The organism is Falsiroseomonas ponticola, assembly GCF_016805305.1.
GTDB classification, from domain to species: Bacteria; Pseudomonadota; Alphaproteobacteria; order Acetobacterales; family Acetobacteraceae; genus Falsiroseomonas; species Falsiroseomonas ponticola.
Genome location: NZ_JAERQN010000001.1, coordinates 1,140,644 through 1,156,673, shown reverse-complemented (window position 1 = coordinate 1,156,673; position 16,030 = coordinate 1,140,644). Strand labels below are relative to the sequence as shown.

Sequence of the window (16,030 nt, the reverse complement as noted above, 5' to 3'; positions counted from 1 at the left end):
GGTGGCGTCAGGCGGCCAGCTTCTGCGGCACGAGGCGCCCGGCTTCCTGCAGGATCAGGCCGCGCAGCATGGCCTGGCCGCGGCATTCGGGGATGCTTTCCACCGCATCCTGGGACAGGCGGCGCAGCCGCGCGACCGCGCCCATCAGGCCGAATTCCGCGACGGCGCTCGGCCGGCCCAGCGCCTTGTCCACGCCGACGGGTTTGCCGAGCGTGGCCTCATCCTCCACGGCGTCGCGCAGGTCGTCGGCCACCTGGTAGGCCTCCCCCAGCCGGTCGCCCAGCAGGCGCCAGGCCTCGGGCTCCGCATGGGCGCAGGCGGCGGCGCCGGCGATGGTGGCGGCGGCGAAGAGGCTGCCGGTCTTCTGCCGCTGGTATTCGGAGAGGTCGGCGCGCGGTTCGCATTCCCAGGCCTGGCCGGCGACGATGCCGAAGGGCACGCCGACGCCATCCCCCACCGCGATCATCACGGGGCCCAGCCGCTCCGGCGCCGTCGCGGCGGCGCGGGCGAGGGTCTGGAAGGCGAGGACGATCAGCGCATCGCCGGCCAGCACCGCCAGCGGCACGCCATAGGCGCGGTGGACGCTGGGCTTGCCGCGGCGCGTCGCGGCATCGTCGAAGCAGGGCAGGTCGTCATGCACCAGGCTGGCGCAGTGCAGCAGCTCGATCGCCGCGGCGGCGGCGGAGGAGAGCGCCGGCCGGTCATCCCCGCAGGCGGCGGCGACGGCGAGCGTCAGGCGCGGGCGGATGCGGCCGCCCTTGGGGAAGACCGCATGGCGCAGGGCGGAGGCCAGGCGCGGCGGCGCGCCGGTCGCCTCCGCGTAGAGCACCGCATCGGCCAGGCTCGATTCGATGCGCGTCATGGCGTCCATGCGGCTATCCTCCATGCGTCAACCGCCCCGGACGGGGCGGCGATGGGGTCGCGAACAGGCGAGCCGTCATCTTTGCTTGTCAGTTTCTACTGTCAGTCTATCTTGACACTGAAGTCAACGGCTTTCGGCCTGACTGCCCGATGGCACATCACCCAGGAGCCTTCCCATGGAAGCAGGTGCCGCGGCTGGGCCGGCCGGGGGTTCGCCCCATCGCATCGTCGTGGTGGGGGGCGGGGCGGCGGGGCTGGAACTCGCCACCCGGCTGGGCGACCGCTACCGGGACGGGCGGCGCGCGACCGTCACGCTGGTGGAGAAGGCGCGCACCCATCTGTGGAAGCCGCTGCTGCATGCGGTCGCCGCCGGCAGCATGGACCGCGCGCAGCATGAGCTGAACTACCTGGCCCAGGCGCATTGGCACCATTTCACCTACCGCTTCGGGGAGATGGTGGGGCTCGACCGCGCGGCGAAGGAGATCGAGCTCGGCGCCATGCTGGACGAGGAGGGGCGGGAGATCACGCCGGCGTCCCGCCTGGGCTACGACACGCTGATCATGGCGGTGGGCAGCGTGACGAATGATTTCGGCACGCCCGGCGCCGCGCGCCACGCCATCCCGCTGGAGACGCCGGAACAGGCCAGCCGCTTCAACCGCCGCCTGGTGAATGCCTGCCTGCGCGCCAATGCGCAGGAGGAGCCGGTGCGGCCGGGCCAGCTGCACATCGCCATCATCGGCGCCGGCGCCACGGGCACGGAGCTGGCGGCGGAGCTGCACCGCACGGTGCGCGCCGTGGTCGCCTACGGCCTTGATCGCATCAAGCCGGAGCAGGACATCCGCATCGTCTTGGTGGAGGCCGCGCCGCGCATCCTGCCCGCGCTGCCGGAGCGGATCTCCGAGGCCACGACCCGGCTGCTGGAGCAGATGGGGGTGGAGGTGAAGACCGGCACGCGGGTGGCGGAGGTGCGGGCCGATGGCGTGGTCTTCGCCGATGGCTCGCTGCTGCCGGCGGAACTCACGGTGTGGTCCGCGGGGGTGAAGGGGCCGGATTTCCTGAAGGAGATCGGCGGGCTGGAGACCAACCGCATCAACCAGATCGTGGTGCAGCCGACGCTGCAATCGACGCGCGATCCATCGGTCTTCGCCATCGGCGATTGCGCGGCCTGCCCGCGAGGGGAAGGCGCCTGGGTGCCGCCGCGGGCGCAGGCGGCGCACCAGCAGGCCGCGCATCTGTTCACGCAGATCGAGACCATCATCGCGGGCGGCACGCCGGCGCCCTTCGTCTACCGGGACTTCGGCTCGCTCGTCTCGCTCGGCAAGTACAGCACCGTCGGCAGCCTGATGGGGTTCCTGGTCGGCAAATCCATGTTCATCGAGGGCTATTTCGCGCGGCTGATGTACCGGTCGCTCTACAAGATGCACCAGACGGCGCTGCATGGCAGCGCGCCGACCTTGTGGCGGACGCTGGCCGGACTGGTCAGCCAGCGGGCGGAGCCCGGTGTGAAGCTGCATTGACAACCCTCACGGCGGGTTGAACGGGAAGCCGCGGGATTCGCGCCAATCTCCGGGATGCGGGGTCTGGTGCTCCGGCAGCGGGCCGTCCGCGCAACCCTCCCCGGAGGATCACGCGATGGCTGAGGCTTGGACCACGGCGACGGCATCGATGGTGGCCGATCGCCCTGAGGTGCGACGGATCGGGATGGAGGCGCTCGGCACCGCGCTCAGGCGCGGCTGGGCGGATTTCGTGGCGGCGCCGACGCAGTTGATGTTCCTCTGCGTGCTGTATCCGCTGATCGGGCTGCTGGCGGGCACGCTGGCGGCGGGCGGCGATGCGATGCACCTGCTCTACCCCATGGCGGCGGGCTTCGCGCTGGTGGGGCCGGTGGCGGCGCTCGGGCTTTATGAGATCAGCCGGCGGCGGGAACGCGGGCAGGCGGCGGGGTGGCGGAACGTCTTCGACGTGCTGCGGTCCCCGGCCATCGCCAGCATCGCGGGGCTGGCGCTGCTGCTGGCGGCGATCTTCCTCGCCTGGCTCTGGGTGGCGCACCTGATCTTCGCCGCCACGGTTGGCACGCTGCCGGCGGATGCGGGGGATGCGATGCGCGTGGTCTTCGCCACGCCAGCGGGGCATCGGCTGCTGCTGTGGGGCAACCTGGCGGGGCTCGGCTTCGCGCTGGCGGTGCTGGTGCTGACGGTGGTGTCCTTCCCCATGCTGCTGGACCGCGATGGCGGGGTGGCGCAGGCGGTCTCGACCTCGGTACGGGCCTTCGCGGCCAATCCGGTGGCGATGCTGGGCTGGGGCCTGGTGGTGGCGGTGGTGCTGCTGCTGGGGTCGCTGCCGCTGTTCATCGGGCTCGCGGTCGCGCTGCCGGTGCTGGGGCATGCGACCTGGCACCTGTACCGCCTGGTGGTCGCGAAGTAGCGCGCTACCAACGGACCTCGAAGAGGCAGGAGGTGGCGCCCATGGCGGTGCACTGGGTTTCCACCACCTGCGCTTCCGCATTGACCAGCGCGCGGAACAGCGTGCCGAAGGTCGCGGTGTAGAAGTCGCAGACTGGCTGTTCGGCGGGGCCCGCCAGCGCGATGGGCCCGCCCGCCACTTCCAGCACCAGCGGATTGCCGGGCCGCGCGCTGAAGCGGCCGCTGCCGGCGAAGGTCCAGGCATGGCGCGCGATGGCCTTGACCAGAAGCCGCGCGGCCACCGGCGCGGGCAGCGCGCGCAGCAGCCACTGCACGGGCTTCGGGATGCGATGGGCCAGCAGATACTGTCCCGTCAGCATCCCCGCCCGTCGCGCCAGCTGCGTGGCATGGGCGGTGCCGAGGGCTTCGCGCGCCGCGCGATGCAGCAGCGTCACCTCCCGCTCCGGCACCATCGCTTCCGGCGGATGGTCGAGCCGCTCCTCCAGCCCCGCCGCGGCGAAGATGGCGCGGGTGCGTTCCTCCCCGATCGAGTTGCGCATGGCTTCCGCCATGCGCGTGATGGCGTTGGGGCCGATGCGGCCGCCCGCCATCCCCGCGCCGCCATCCATCGCGCTATTCCCGCACCGGGGATTGCACGGATTCCGGCAGCTGCTGCGTGCCGCCGCCGCAGGCCTTCATGCGGGGCGGCTCATCCTCCTCCAGCTGTTCCTTGCCGCCGCCGCAGGCCATCGCGGCACTGGCCGCGTGGGGCGTGCTGGCCGCGTTGGCGGCGGGCAGCTTCACCTTCGGGCGGTGCATCGTCTTCCACATCGCGTTGTGGGGCACGGCCACGGGGTTGCGCGCGGCCAGCGTGCGGCTTTCGTCGAAGTGGAAATCCACCTGCTTCTTCGATTGCGGGCCCCAGTAGCCGACCTTGCCGAGGTCGTAGAAGGTCCGCTGGAAGCCCGACTTGAGAAAGGCCTTGAGGCAGCCGACGAGGTAGCTGCGCCGGCGCTTGTCCCTCTCCCACGGATAGCCCAGGAACGCCTTGCGCATGTAGAAGCGCCGGTAGTTCGCCATGGTGCGATCGAGCAGCGTGGCGCGGTCCATCGCATCCGGCTTCATGATCGGCGTGACGAAGTTGTACTTGGAGAAGTCGAAGACCTCCACCTTGTCGCCGAGTTCCTGGAACAGGTCGCTGAAGGGCCAGGGCGTGTACATGGCCCAGTTCGCCATGTCCGGGTTCCAGTCCAGCGCCATGCGGTAGGTTTCCTCGAGCGTCTCCACCGTCTCGTTCTCCAGCCCCACGATGAACTGGGCCTCGGTCACGATGCCGGCTTCGCGCAGCAGCTGGATGGCGCGCTTGTTCTGGGCGACGGTGGTTTCCTTGTTGAAGCGGTCGAGCTTGAGCTGCGCCGCGGCTTCCGTGCCGAGAGAGACGTGGACGAGGCCGGCCTTGCGGTAGAAGGGCAGCAGCGCCTCGTCCCGCAGGATGTCGGTGACGCGGGTGTTGATGCCCCATTGCACCTTGTCCGGCAGGCCGCGGGCGATCATCTCCTCGCAGAACTGGACGAACTTCTTCTTGTGGATGGTCGGTTCCTCATCGGCCAGGATGAAGAAGCCGACCTCATGGTCGCGGACCAGCGTCTCGATCTCGTCCACCACCTTCTTCGGGTCGCGCACGCGATAGTCGCGCCAGAATTTCCACTGGCTGCAGAAGGAACAGGTGAAGGGGCAGCCCCGCGCCATGTTGGGGATGGCGACGCGCTTGCCGGTCGGGATGTAGATGTACTTCTTCCAGTCGAGGATGCCCCAATCCGGCTGGATCAGGTCGAGATCCGCGATGGGCTTGGCGGCCGGCGTCGCGGTGACCTTGCCGTCCTCGAGATAGGCGATGCCCTTCACCGTGCCCCGCGCCGCCGGCCAGGCGCCGCCATCGATGCAGCGCACCAGGTCGAGCAGCACCTGCTCCCCTTCCCCGCGCACGATGGCATCGATCCAGGGCGCTTCGGTCAGCACCTGCGGGTACATGAAGGTGCCATGGATGCCGCCCAGCACGGTGACGGCCTTGGGGCAGCATTCCTTGGCCAGCTTCAGCAGGGATTCGGCGGCGTAGATGGCGGGGGTGATGGCGGTGGCGCCGACCAGGTCCGGCTGCAGCAGGCGCAGCGCATCGCGCACCTGGTCGTCACTCATGTGGTCCGTCATCGCGTCGATGAAGGTGACGTCGGTGTAGCCGGCGTTCTTCAGATAGCCCGCGAGATAGGCGACCCAGGCGGGCGGCCAGTTGCCGGCGATTTCCGCGCCACCGGAGTGGTAGTTCGGGTGGACCAGGACAATGCGCATCGACGCTTCCCTCCGTTGGCCGGCGGGGAAGTCTGGCGCAGCGCCAGGCGATCAGGCCTTGATGTGTGTCAACCCAACGCCACAGGCGGAAGCGTCAACGCGCGTAATGGCCGGGGTCGTGGTCCAGCCGGTCGAAGACCTGCACGGCCCAGGCGATGCGGTCCGGCAGGCGCTGCGGCGGGGCGCGATCCGCCGGCGCCGGCGTGGCGGAGACGGCATCGACGAGGAAGCGCGTGGCCGGCAGCGGCGGCGCGGCATCCACCGCCGGCCGCAGCGCCAGCGCCGCCATGCCGCGCGCCAGCAGCCAGGCCTTGCGGCGGCCGGAGACGGTGGCGCGGCGGCTGATGGAATCGAGACCCTGGCGTTCGACGGCGCGGCCGATTTCCGCATAGACGTGCCGCGCCGCGCCGATGCCCGCGCGGCAATCGCGCGGCAGCAGCGGGATGCCCTGCTCCGCCCGTTCATAGAGCGCATCCGCGGCATCGAGCAGCCGCTGCACGACGCGGCCGAGCGCCGGGGTGAAGACGGGATCGGCCAGGAAATCGGCGGGGTTCACGCCTTCCTGCCGCATCCAGTCGAGCGGGAGGTAGAGGCGGCCGTTGCGCGCATCCTCCCCCACGTCGCGGGCGATGTTGGTGAGCTGCATCGCGACGCCGAGGTCGCAGGCCCGCGCCATGGCGACCGGATCGCGCACGCCCATCAGCAGCGTCATCATCGCGCCGACGGCGGCGGCGACGCGCGCGGCATAATCCTGCAGCGCGGCGAGGTCGCGGTAGTGCCGGCCCTCCGCATCCCAGGCGAAGCCTTCCAGCAGCGCCTCCGGCAGCACGCGGGGGATGCCGAAGGCGGCGACCACGCCGGCGAAGGCGCGATCCGCCGCATGGGGCTGGGGCCGGCCGGCATAGATGTCATCGAGCCGCCGCTGGAGACCGGCCAGCGCATCCTGCGTCGCCGTCGCCTCATCGATCTCGTCATCCGCGACGCGGCAGAAGGCGTAGAGCGCGGCGGCGGGATCGGCGATGCGCGCGGGCAGCAGCAGGGAGGCGGCGCGGAAGGATTTGGACCCGCCGGAGAGCAGGCGATGGCAGACGGCAAGGTCCTCGGCGTTCGTCATGTCGGACCTCCCTGCCATGGCGGCAGGCTAGCGCGCGGAAGGATGGGATGCGAGCGTGAAAGGGTCATGGCCCGGCCTCCGCGCGGATGATCGCGGCGGCCTGGCCCGGCGCTTCCTCGTGCGCCAGGTGGCCGAGGCCGGGCAGCGTCACGATGCGCGCCGATGGCAGGCGGGCGCGGACGCGATCGGCCTGGGCGGGCGGCACGGCGCGGTCCTTCGCCCCCACCACCAGGACGAGTCGCGGCGCGAGGCGCGGCAGGTCCCGCAGCAGCGGCACCAGGTCCCAGTTCGCCATCATGCCGAGCGCCGCGGCGAGGTGACCGGAATGGCGGAAGAGCCGCGCGTAGTAATCGACGCCCTGGGCGTCGATCCGGCTGCCCGTATCCGTCAGCAGCCGCTCCGCCACCGATTTGTCGGCGGCGCGCCAGGCGAAGAGGCTCGGCACGAAGGGCAGGCCGACCAGCAGCCGCGCGGTGCGGGTGAAGAAGGCGGCGTGCTGGTCGCCGAGCGGCTGCAGCGCGCCGTTGAGGCTGATGATCGCCTGCGGCGCGATCCGCTGGTCCAGCGCCATGCGCAGCAGGATGGCGGCGCCGGCGGAATGGCCCGCGGCGAAGGCGGGCTGCTGCTGCATCACCTGCAGCAGCGCGCCGACACTGGCCGCCATGCCGGGCAGCGATTGCCGCGCGCCCGTCACCGCTTGCGTGAATCCGTGGCCCGGCAGGTCCGGCGCCACGACGGTGAAATGCTCCGCCAGCAGCGGCATGAGCGCGCGCCAGGAATGGGTGGCGGCGGCGGTGCCGTGCAGCAGCAGCAGCACGGGCCCCTGCCCCATCACCTGCACATGCCAGCGCAGCCCGGCAGCCTGCACGAAGCGGCTGGCCTCCCGGTTGGGCCAGTCGCGGCCCTCGCGATCCCATGCCGGATACTGGGCCATGGCGCGTCACGCCGCGCCGCGGGTGGCGGTGACCGCGGCCGAGAGTTTTTCCGAATTCGCCGCCGGCAGGGCGAGGTATTTCGCGCCCATCGCGGTCGCCATCTGCTTCGCGAAGGGGGCGGGGCGTGGCGCCGTGTCCACCAGCAGGGTCGAGAGGCCCGCCAGGCGGAAGGGCACGGCGGCGGAGAGCGCATCGGCCTCCGCCTGCGGGCGGCCCGGCGTGCCGGCGCGGGAGATGTTGGCCCGCCCATCCGTCAGCAGGATGACCAGCGGCGTGCGGCCGCGGCGCCGCTCCTCCTCCGCCAGCGCCATGGCGGCATCGAGGCCGAGGGCCAGCGGCGTCGCGCCGCCGCCGGGCAGCCCGGCCAGGCTGCGCTTGGCGCGGACGAGGGAGTTGGTGGGCGGCAGCAGCAGCTCCGCCGCCTGGCCGCGGAAGGCAACGACCGCGACGCGGTCGCGGCGGACATAGCAATCCGCCAGCAGCATCTCCACCGCGCCCTTCGCCTCCGCCAGGCGATGCAGCGCGGCGGAGCCGGAGGCGTCCACGACGAAGATCGCCGTCGTCTCCGTGTTCTGCTGGAAGCGCATCAGGCGGATGTCGTCGCGCTTGACCAGGATGCGCGGGCCGGGGCGGCCCGCCCGTTCGCGCAGGCGCAGCGGCTGCCAGGGCGCGGCGCTGCGCAGCGTCTCCACGATGGAAAGCCGCGCGCCATCCCGCAGCGTGCCGGCGCGGGTGCCGATGGGGCGGCCACGCAGCCGCGACTGGCGGCGCTGCCCTTCCCTTCCCTGCGCGCCGGCGCTGCGGCGGGCGGCGTTGCGGGCATCGGCGCCGAGCGCGGCGAGCAGGCCGGCGGGGAGCGCCGCCTGGGTCGCAGCCAGCAGCATCTCCTGCAGCGCTTGCGGGTCCGGCCCGCCTTCCGGCTTCTGGTCCGCGCTGTTTTCGTCGTGCGGCGGCGGGTCAGAGGGTGGCGGCTCGGGCGGCGCTTCTTCCGCGGCCGGCAGGCGCGTGGCGCGATGGCCATAGACGAGGCGCGCGGCAAGGCCCGCCTCCTCCGGCCCCACCGTGTCACGCCCCGCGAGCGCCGCGGCGGCGCGGGCGGCACGGAGCGCCAGCAGGGGCGCGCGGGCGCTGTCGATGCCGAAGGCCAGCGCGGCGGCAACCAGGGCCTCCAGCGTTGCCTCCGGCACCGTCACGCGGGCCAGGCGCGCGCGGGCGGCGGCGATGGCGGCGCGGTCCGGCACTGGCCAGCGCAGCACCGCCTGCTGCGGCAATTCATCGAGGAAGAGGCGGAAGGCCAGGCGTTCCAGCAGCGCGGGCGGGGGCTGCTCCTCCTCCGACGCGCCTTCGTCCAGCGCCACCAGGCCAATGCGCGCGGGGAGCGTGATGCCGAGGCCATCGCGCTGGACCGCGACCTGCCCGGCATCGAGCACGGCGGCGATCTTGGCGGCGGTGGCGCTGTCCATCCGCTCCGCCATCGCGGCCAGCACCAGGCCGCCATGCGCATCGGCCAGCACGCCGCGTTCCACCACGGGACGGCCGGCGCTGAGCGTCGCGGTCAGGTCGAGGCCACCCAGCAGGCGGCTATCCGGCACGCCGGTCGGCAGGCGCTTCAAGGGGGCGCCTTCGGGCAGCGCCACGCGCAGCAGGCCGAGCCAGCGGTCGCGCGGAAAACCGGGCGCGCAGCGCAGCGCGGCACCGCCGAGGCCGGCGGGATCCACGGCCAGCAGAAGCGCGGCGCGGGCCGCATCCTCGGCCGGCGGGTGGCCCGCCGCTTCCGTCACGCGCCGAAGACCTCGGTCAGCGCGCGTTCCACACGGGTGGTGGCGACGGCCTCGTCCAGCGGGTTGCGGCGCAGGCGATGGCGGAGCGCCGGGGCGGCGATGCGGCGCAGATGCGCCAGGGTGACCTCCCGGTCCCCCTCCAGCGCCGCCAGCGCGCGCGCCGCGCGGATCAGCGTCAGCTCGCCGCGCAGACCGTCGGTGCCGAGCGCGAGGCAGAGCCGCGCGGCATTCTCGACCGTTGCATCGGGCACGGTGATGCGCGGCAGCAGGCGGCGGGCGGCGAGGATCTTCTTGCGCGTCGCCTGCGCGGCGCGGTGCCAGCGATCGACGAAGCCCTCGGGGTCATGCTCGAAGGAATCGCGGCGGCGCACCACCTCGACCCGGGTCGGCAGGTCGGTCGGCGTGCGGACCTCGACGCTCAGGCCGAAGCGGTCCAGCAGCTGCGGGCGCAGCTCGCCCTCCTCCGGGTTGCCGGAGCCGATCAGCACGAAGCGCGCGGGGTGGCGGATGCTGATGCCCTCCCGCTCCACGACATTCTCGCCGGAGGCCGCGACATCGAGCAGGAGGTCCACCAGGTGGTCCTCCAGCAGGTTCACCTCGTCGATATAGAGGAAGCCGCGATGGGCGCGGGCGAGCAGGCCGGGTTCGAAGGCCTTCACGCCCTCGGCCAGCGCACGCTCGATGTCGAGCGCGCCGGCGACGCGATCCTCCGTGGCGCCGAGCGGCAGGTCCACCACCGGAACCGGCACGGTCTGCGCGGGCGGGGCGGTGAGGCCGCGGCAATGGGCGCAGTCGCGGGCAGGCTTCGCCGGGTCGCAGCCAAAGCGGCAGCCGGCCACGACCTCCATCGGCGGCAGCAGGGCGGCGAGCGCCCGGACGGCGGTGGACTTGCCCGTGCCGCGATCGCCGAAGACCAGCACGCCGCCCACGGACTGGTCCACGGCGGCGATGAGCAGGGCGAGCTTCATCTCGTCCTGCCCCACGATGGCATCGAAGGGGAAGACGGGCTTCCCCGTGGGCGCCGGCGGTGCGAAGCGCCGGCGCCGCGTGGCGGCACTGGCCATCGTGTCTGCCCCCTGCGCGGGAAGCGTGCCCGGCGCCTGGTCCATCAGGCGGCCCGCCTGAGGCTGAATTGCGACCACACCGCGTGCAGGCTGGCCACCAGATGGTCCATATCCGCGTCGCTGTGCACCGGGCCGGGCGTGATGCGCAGCCTTTCCGTGCCGCGCGGCACGGTCGGGTAGTTGATGGGCTGCACATAGACCCCGTGTTCATCCAGCAGGATGTCGCTGATCGACTTGCAGACCACGGGATCGCCGACCATCACGGGGACGATGTGGCTGGGGTTGTCGAGATGCGGCACGCCGATGGCATCCAGCCGCTTCCGCAGCGTTGCGGCGCGCTCGTGCAGCCGCTCACGCTCGGCATTCGAGACCATGAGATGCTCGATGCTCGCCCGCGCGCCGGCGGCGACGGCTGGGGGGAGCGCGGTGGAGAAGATGAAACCGGAGGCGAAGCTGCGGACGAAATCGCACATCGCGTTGCTGCCGGCGATGTAGCCGCCGATCACGCCGAAGGCCTTCGCGAGCGTGCCCTCGATGACCGTCAGGCGGTGGGAGACGCCGTCGCGGTCCGTGATGCCGCCGCCATGCGCGCCATAGAGGCCGACGCCATGCACCTCGTCGCAATAGGTCATGGCGCCGTATTTGTCGGCCACGTCGCAGATGGCGGCGATGGGGGCGATGTCGCCATCCATGGAATAGACGCTCTCAAACGCCACGAGCTTCGGGCAGGCGGGGTCGAGTTCCGCCAGCACGCGCTCCAGGTCCGCCACGTCGTTGTGGCGGAACATGCGGCGCTGCGCGCGGCTGTGGCGCATGCCCTCGATCATCGAGGCGTGGTTCATCTCATCGGAGACGATCACGCAGCCCGGCATGCGGGAGGCGAGGGTGGAGAGCGAGGCCCAGTTGGACATGTAGCCGCTGTTGAACAGCAGCGCGTCCTCCGTCCCGTGCAGCGTGGCCAGCGCCCGTTCCAGCAGGACGTGTTCGTGGTTGGTGCCGGAGATGTTGCGCGTGCCGCCGGCGCCGGCGCCGTAGCGGTCCAGCGCCGCATGCATCGCGGCCAGCACCTTCGGGTGCTGCCCCATGCCGAGATAGTCGTTGGAGCACCAGACCGTCACCTCCGAGGTGCGGCCGTTGCGGTGGCGGATGGCCTTCGGGTAGTCGCCGGCGCGGCGTTCGATATCGGCGAAGACGCGGTACCGGCCCTCGCGCCGGAGGCCATCGAGCTGGGCGCGGAAGAAGGACTCGTAGTTCATCTCGGACCCCCCATGGCCGGTCTGGCAGCCGCCGGGAACCGCCCCGGCGGGTTAGTCTTCCGCGCAGCCTGCCAACGGCCTTCCGCCTTGGCCTTGCGCAGCATCAAGCCACGGGCGCGGGCGCGGGGCGCCCTTCCCGTTGCGCGGCAGAACGGGAGGCCAGCCCCCAGCGCCACAGCGCATCCGCGGGCACCGGCAGCACCATGAACCAGTGCTCCAGCAGCCCCAGCGCGACGAGGCTCGCGAGCAGCGAGTAGCCCGCCACCTCATGCGGCGTTGCCCCCGGCGCGGCCGCCTTCATCGACAGCAGCACGCAGGCCGCGGTGCCGGCGATGACGGAGACCGGGAACAACGCATTCATCCGCCGCCGGCGGAAGAAGCTTTCGAGATAGCGCAGATGGTCGGGAAGAAAAGCCTCCGCCAGGTTGCGCACCCCGAGGTAGACGTTGAGCTTGGCGCTCTGCCGCATCACCCAGAAGGCGATGAAGGTCCAGAATCCCACCTGGTTGGATCCGCCCCAGGTGACGGCCAGGATCAGCAGGGCGCCGGCCACGATGGCCAGTTCATGCCAGAGGATCGCGGCAAGCGCCGCGCGCAGCCGGACCCAGCCGGTGGCGCCGGGCGGGCAGGCGCGGCGGGACGGGCCGGTGACCATGCCGGTCAGGAAGGCCGTCTCGATCCAGCCCCAGACCAGCACGCCGCAGACGAAGGCGATGTAGGCCCCCTGCGTCGTCGTGTCCCAGGCCGTGGCGTGCAGGCCGGCGAGGCCCGCCAGCGCCAGGGTGGAGGCGCCGAGCATCGTCCACCGGAAGGTCTCCTGCCGGAGGCCATCGAGGTAGAGGATCACGCCCGTGCTGAACCACCAGAGGAACAGGGTGAACAGCGCGGGCAGGCCATGCTCGGCCATGGAATGCGGCCCCGCCTACCAGGCCGGCGCCAGCCGGGCATCGTCCGGCAGGGCGTGGCGACGGGGCTTCAGGAAGTAGAGCCGCGCGAAGCTGGCCGCCGCCGCGGCCGAGAGGCCGATGCGCTTGACGCGGCCCATCACGCCGCCCTGGCGCTTCGCCTCACCCAGCGCGTCGGAGATCTTCCGCAGCCGCTCCAGCCCGCGCAGGAAGGACGGGTTGTCGATGTCCAGCGTGGCGGGGAAGACCTGGCGGCAGATCTCCTCCGTGATGCGGAAGACCCGCATGTCGTACTCCGTCGGCGTCATGCCGAGCGCCTTGTGGAATTCCGGCCGCGCATGGTCGCGCACATACATGGTGGCGAAGACCGCGAGCTGGAAGAATCGCACCCAATAGGTGTTGAAACCATGAAGAAGGTGCGGGTTGGCGCGCATCAGCAGGGCGAAGGCCTCGCCGTGCCGGAACTCGTCGTTGCACCAGTTCTCGAACCACTTGAAGATCGGGTGGAAGCGCAGCTCCGGATGCCGTTCGAACTGGCGGAAGATGGTGATGTAGCGGGCGTAGCCGATCTTCTCGCTGAGGTAGGTGGCGTAGAAGATGAACTTCGGCTGGAAGTAGTGGTACTTCTTCGCCTTGGTCAGGAAGCCGAGATCGACGCCGACGCCGAGGTCCTTCAGCGCGTCGTTGATGAAGCCGGCATGCCGGCTCTCATCCCGCGCCATCACGCTGAAGATGTCCTTCATGTCGGGATTCGTGACGCGCTTCTTGATCTCGGCATAGAGCACGCAGCCCGAGAATTCCGCCGTCACGGAGCTGACCAGGAATTCCAGCAGCTCCTTCTGCAGCGGCTCCGGCAGCGCGCTCAGGTCGAATTCGTCGAACTCCGCGGTGCGGGTGAAGTGGCCGCGATTCGGGTCGGCGTGGAACTCGGCCATCATCTCGTCCCACTGCTTGCGCACGGGCTCGATGCTGATGTTGTCCATCGCGTCGAAATCGGTGGTGTAGAAGCGCGGCGAGAGCACCGTCTCCGTCAGCGCCATCCGCGTCGCGACGCCATCGGCATCCGGCCTTCCGCCGGGCGTCATGCCGCCGGGGGTCATGTTGTTCGGGGGAAGCGAGTCCATCACGCCACCTCCTTCGGCTCGAAGCCGCAATGGTAGAGCTCCGTCAGTTCGAAGATCGCGACCCATTGCGTCCAGAAGCGCTGGAAGGCGTTGGCGCGGATGACGGTCGCGCTGGTCTCGAAGGTGTAGCGTTCGCCGAACTCCACGCGGCCGGTCGTGCCGTGCACGATCACCTGGTCGCCGGGCTTGAGGAACACGTCCTCCGGCACCGCATAGGCGTGGAAGCTGTCGGCGGTGCGTTCGATATCCACTGAACAGGGCACTTCGAGGGTTTCGTTCCCACCGAAGATCGCCCGGCCCACTCCCCAGTGGCCGTTCATCTCTGGTTCTCCTTGGTTGACAGGAAGCGTGCGAAGGCTTCGGCGTTGGTGGCGCCGTAGGCGGCAAGGTCGAGCCGCGTGCCGGTTGCGGGATCCTCCAGCGTCAGTCTTCCATCCGACCAGCCGGTGAGGCGGAAGGGTGCCTCCGGCCCCAGGCCGCCGATGCGGCGTTCGCGCACCAGGCCGCGCAGCGCGCCGCGGATGAAGCCATCCTCGCCCGGGGCGAGTTCGCCGATCGCCTGGCCGGTCCGCGCATCGGTGACGGTGACGCCGCCATCGGCGCGATCGGCGAAGAGCAGCTCCCGCTGCGCGGAAACCTCGCCCTGGTACTGCACGCCACCGCCGGGCGGCGGCGCCGTGGTCAGCGCAAGCGTCGCCGCGATGAGCAGCGCGGCGGCAAGGAGCGGGCCCTTGCCGGAGAGCGGATGCCGGATCGCCTGCGCCATGGTCCTCCCTCCCCTTCTCAGGCCAGGGCCGCGGCGCCGGGGCGCGCGGCCTGGCGGTTGCTGTCCGCCGCCATCGCGGGGACCGGCATCGCCGCATGGGCGGCAAGCGCCCGGGCGAGGATCTGCGCGGCCTGGTCCGCATCGGCCAGTGCGCGCAGTGTGGGCTCCGGCCGCGCCACACGGAAGCTTTTCGTGTGCGGCCAGATCGCGATCCAGGCGACGCGGTGCGGCGCGGCGAGCGCCATGCTGATGTCGCCCGTGCCATCCGCATGCTTCATCACGCCCGCGCTCTGCATCAGGGCGAAGGGCAGGCTGATGGTCATGGGCAGCGCCACGCCGACGCGCATCACCACGCGGCGGTTGGTGATGGTGTAGAGCGTGGTCCTGGCGGCCAGCACCGCGAAGCCCGCCAGCAGGCCGATCGGCACGGCGCCGACCACCAGCATCAGCAGGCCACCCAGCGTGGCATCCAGCGTGGAGGCGCCCTCCGCCGCCATCGCCGTGCCGCGCAGCACGCCGATGAGGGCGAAGTAGAGCGCGAGGCCGCGGAGATGGAGCGCGCGGCGGGCGATGCCACCCCAGCGGGGGGCACCCTGCCAGAGGATCACCTCCCCTTCCGGCAGCACGGCCGGGAGGCCCGGAATGGGCTCCCCGTCATGCTCGAAGATGGGCAGCTTCGCCGGGTTGCTCATACGAAGGGCCCGATCCGGTCCGGCGTGGCGTACATGTGGCCACCGCCGAAATAGGCGGAGACCTTGTCCTCCTCCAGCAGCGTGATCTGCTCGGGATTCCTGATGCCGGGCGCGGCCGCCAGCTGTTCCGCCGTGACGGAGACGACGCGGACCACGCCGTTGCCGTTCACGGTGGCGAGGAACATGGGCACCAGCACGCGGCGGTCGCTGCCGGTGACCTCCACCTCCAGGTAGCGGAGGATGTATTCGGACTTGTCCACCCAGAGATCGACGACCACGCCGGCGATCTTGCCATCCAGCGTGCGCACGGGCTTGCCGCGCGGATCGGGGCAATCCTCCTCCACCGACCAGCCGGCGGCGGCGCGCAGCGGCACGATCTTGGGGACGTTGTCGTCGAAGGTCATGTCCGGCACATCGGCGCGATGCGCCCAGGATGCCGGGCCGATGCCGTCCTGCATCGGGTTGCCGGTCGGGATCAGCGGCGCGCCCGGATAGGGGTCCGCGGCCACGACATGGGCGCTGATGTCGCGCTCGGCCTCCCGCGCCGGGATGTGCTCGGGATGCGCCAGCTTGAAGGTCTTCAGCTCCGGCACGCCCGGGAAGCCCTGGATGGGCGCGCGGAGCGGCTTCTCCGGCCGGTCGGAGACCAGCGGATAGCCTTCCCGCTTCCCTTCCCGGTGCAGCCAGAGCACGAGCCCCGTGAAGAAGGCGAAAAAGACGTAGAGCGACATCGCGGCGATATCGAAGTTGACGGGCGTGGACATGCGGCCTCCGCTTCCTTGGA

16 protein-coding genes are annotated in these 16,030 nt (G+C 71.3%); 2 read left to right on the top strand and 14 right to left on the bottom strand.

The annotated features are described in order from the left end of the window. Window positions 1–7: 7 nt before the first annotated feature. Entirely contained in the window at window positions 8–871 is an 864-nt protein-coding gene (locus JJI54_RS05585; protein ID WP_203071707.1) for a polyprenyl synthetase family protein, read from the bottom strand. Between the two features lie 166 nt (window positions 872–1,037). On the opposite strand from JJI54_RS05585, the gene JJI54_RS05580 reads away from it, so the two are divergent. Further along, window positions 1,038–2,378, top strand: a complete 1,341-nt coding sequence (locus tag JJI54_RS05580) for an NAD(P)/FAD-dependent oxidoreductase (RefSeq protein ID WP_203071706.1) — start codon at window positions 1,038–1,040, stop codon at window positions 2,376–2,378. Window positions 2,379–2,493: 115 nt separating this feature from the next. Then, window positions 2,494–3,285, top strand: coding sequence for a DUF2189 domain-containing protein (locus tag JJI54_RS05575; protein WP_226381382.1), 792 nt, complete (start codon window positions 2,494–2,496; stop codon window positions 3,283–3,285). 4 nt (window positions 3,286–3,289) lie between these two features. On the opposite strand, the gene bchJ is transcribed toward JJI54_RS05575, so the two are convergent. The 13 genes from bchJ to puhA all read right to left on the bottom strand — a co-directional run bounded on the left by bchJ (window position 3,290) and on the right by puhA (window position 16,010). Then, window positions 3,290–3,892 (bottom strand): bacteriochlorophyll 4-vinyl reductase, encoded by a 603-nt coding sequence (bchJ, locus tag JJI54_RS05570; RefSeq protein ID WP_226381381.1) that lies wholly within the window; start codon window positions 3,890–3,892, stop codon window positions 3,290–3,292. A gap of 4 nt (window positions 3,893–3,896) precedes the next feature. After that, entirely contained in the window at window positions 3,897–5,609 is a 1,713-nt protein-coding gene (bchE, locus tag JJI54_RS05565; protein ID WP_203071704.1) for a magnesium-protoporphyrin IX monomethyl ester anaerobic oxidative cyclase, read from the bottom strand. A 94-nt stretch (window positions 5,610–5,703) separates the two neighbouring features. Continuing rightward, entirely contained in the window at window positions 5,704–6,723 is a 1,020-nt protein-coding gene (locus JJI54_RS05560) for a phytoene/squalene synthase family protein (protein ID WP_203071703.1), read from the bottom strand. 64 nt (window positions 6,724–6,787) lie between these two features. Continuing rightward, window positions 6,788–7,657, bottom strand: a complete 870-nt coding sequence (bchO, locus tag JJI54_RS05555; RefSeq protein WP_203071701.1) for an alpha/beta fold hydrolase BchO — start codon at window positions 7,655–7,657, stop codon at window positions 6,788–6,790. 6 nt (window positions 7,658–7,663) lie between these two features. Then, window positions 7,664–9,439, bottom strand: coding sequence for a magnesium chelatase subunit D (locus JJI54_RS05550; protein WP_203071699.1), 1,776 nt, complete (start codon window positions 9,437–9,439; stop codon window positions 7,664–7,666). Next, the gene (bchI, locus tag JJI54_RS05545) at window positions 9,436–10,548 is read right to left on the bottom strand and encodes a magnesium chelatase ATPase subunit I (protein ID WP_404817596.1); all 1,113 of its coding nucleotides are present in this window, start codon (window positions 10,546–10,548) and stop codon (window positions 9,436–9,438) included. Before bchI ends, JJI54_RS05550 begins: the two co-directional genes overlap by 4 nt. Next, complete coding sequence (gene hemA, locus JJI54_RS05540) at window positions 10,548–11,759, bottom strand: 5-aminolevulinate synthase (protein WP_203071697.1); 1,212 nt, start codon at window positions 11,757–11,759, stop codon at window positions 10,548–10,550. Before hemA ends, bchI begins: the two co-directional genes overlap by 1 nt. A gap of 103 nt (window positions 11,760–11,862) precedes the next feature. Then, window positions 11,863–12,666, bottom strand: coding sequence for a putative photosynthetic complex assembly protein PuhE (gene puhE, locus JJI54_RS05535; protein WP_203071695.1), 804 nt, complete (start codon window positions 12,664–12,666; stop codon window positions 11,863–11,865). A 15-nt stretch (window positions 12,667–12,681) separates the two neighbouring features. After that, window positions 12,682–13,788, bottom strand: a complete 1,107-nt coding sequence (gene acsF / locus JJI54_RS05530; RefSeq protein WP_226381380.1) for a magnesium-protoporphyrin IX monomethyl ester (oxidative) cyclase — start codon at window positions 13,786–13,788, stop codon at window positions 12,682–12,684. Then, window positions 13,788–14,108 (bottom strand): hypothetical protein, encoded by a 321-nt coding sequence (locus JJI54_RS05525; protein ID WP_203071693.1) that lies wholly within the window; start codon window positions 14,106–14,108, stop codon window positions 13,788–13,790. Before JJI54_RS05525 ends, acsF begins: the two co-directional genes overlap by 1 nt. Then, window positions 14,105–14,554: a photosynthetic complex assembly protein PuhC gene (puhC, locus tag JJI54_RS05520; protein ID WP_203071691.1), complete on the bottom strand. Its 450-nt coding sequence runs from the start codon at window positions 14,552–14,554 to the stop codon at window positions 14,105–14,107. Before puhC ends, JJI54_RS05525 begins: the two co-directional genes overlap by 4 nt. Window positions 14,555–14,571: 17 nt before the next feature. Further along, the gene (puhB, locus tag JJI54_RS05515) at window positions 14,572–15,246 is read right to left on the bottom strand and encodes a photosynthetic complex putative assembly protein PuhB (protein WP_203071682.1); all 675 of its coding nucleotides are present in this window, start codon (window positions 15,244–15,246) and stop codon (window positions 14,572–14,574) included. Continuing rightward, window positions 15,243–16,010, bottom strand: a complete 768-nt coding sequence (puhA, locus tag JJI54_RS05510; protein ID WP_203071681.1) for a photosynthetic reaction center subunit H — start codon at window positions 16,008–16,010, stop codon at window positions 15,243–15,245. Before puhA ends, puhB begins: the two co-directional genes overlap by 4 nt. Between the last annotated feature and the right edge of the window lie 20 nt (window positions 16,011–16,030).

Bases quoted from the DNA above. Each gene is read 5' to 3' on its own strand.
- bchE (WP_203071704.1), bottom strand. From the start codon at position 5,609: ATGCGCATTGTCCTGGTCCACCCGAACTACCACTCCGGTGGCGCGGAA.
- puhC (WP_203071691.1), bottom strand. From the start codon at position 14,554: ATGGCGCAGGCGATCCGGCATCCGCTCTCCGGCAAGGGCCCGCTCCTT.
- JJI54_RS05525 (WP_203071693.1), bottom strand. From the start codon at position 14,108: ATGAACGGCCACTGGGGAGTGGGCCGGGCGATCTTCGGTGGGAACGAA.
- puhB (WP_203071682.1), bottom strand. From the start codon at position 15,246: ATGAGCAACCCGGCGAAGCTGCCCATCTTCGAGCATGACGGGGAGCCC.
- bchI (WP_404817596.1), bottom strand. From the start codon at position 10,548: ATGGACCAGGCGCCGGGCACGCTTCCCGCGCAGGGGGCAGACACGATG.
- bchO (WP_203071701.1), bottom strand. From the start codon at position 7,657: ATGGCCCAGTATCCGGCATGGGATCGCGAGGGCCGCGACTGGCCCAAC.
- hemA (WP_203071697.1), bottom strand. From the start codon at position 11,759: ATGAACTACGAGTCCTTCTTCCGCGCCCAGCTCGATGGCCTCCGGCGC.
- puhA (WP_203071681.1), bottom strand. From the start codon at position 16,010: ATGTCCACGCCCGTCAACTTCGATATCGCCGCGATGTCGCTCTACGTC.
- JJI54_RS05560 (WP_203071703.1), bottom strand. From the start codon at position 6,723: ATGACGAACGCCGAGGACCTTGCCGTCTGCCATCGCCTGCTCTCCGGC.
- JJI54_RS05575 (WP_226381382.1), top strand. From the start codon at position 2,494: ATGGCTGAGGCTTGGACCACGGCGACGGCATCGATGGTGGCCGATCGC.
- JJI54_RS05585 (WP_203071707.1), bottom strand. From the start codon at position 871: ATGGACGCCATGACGCGCATCGAATCGAGCCTGGCCGATGCGGTGCTC.
- puhE (WP_203071695.1), bottom strand. From the start codon at position 12,666: ATGGCCGAGCATGGCCTGCCCGCGCTGTTCACCCTGTTCCTCTGGTGG.
- JJI54_RS05580 (WP_203071706.1), top strand. From the start codon at position 1,038: ATGGAAGCAGGTGCCGCGGCTGGGCCGGCCGGGGGTTCGCCCCATCGC.
- acsF (WP_226381380.1), bottom strand. From the start codon at position 13,788: ATGGACTCGCTTCCCCCGAACAACATGACCCCCGGCGGCATGACGCCC.
- bchJ (WP_226381381.1), bottom strand. From the start codon at position 3,892: ATGGATGGCGGCGCGGGGATGGCGGGCGGCCGCATCGGCCCCAACGCC.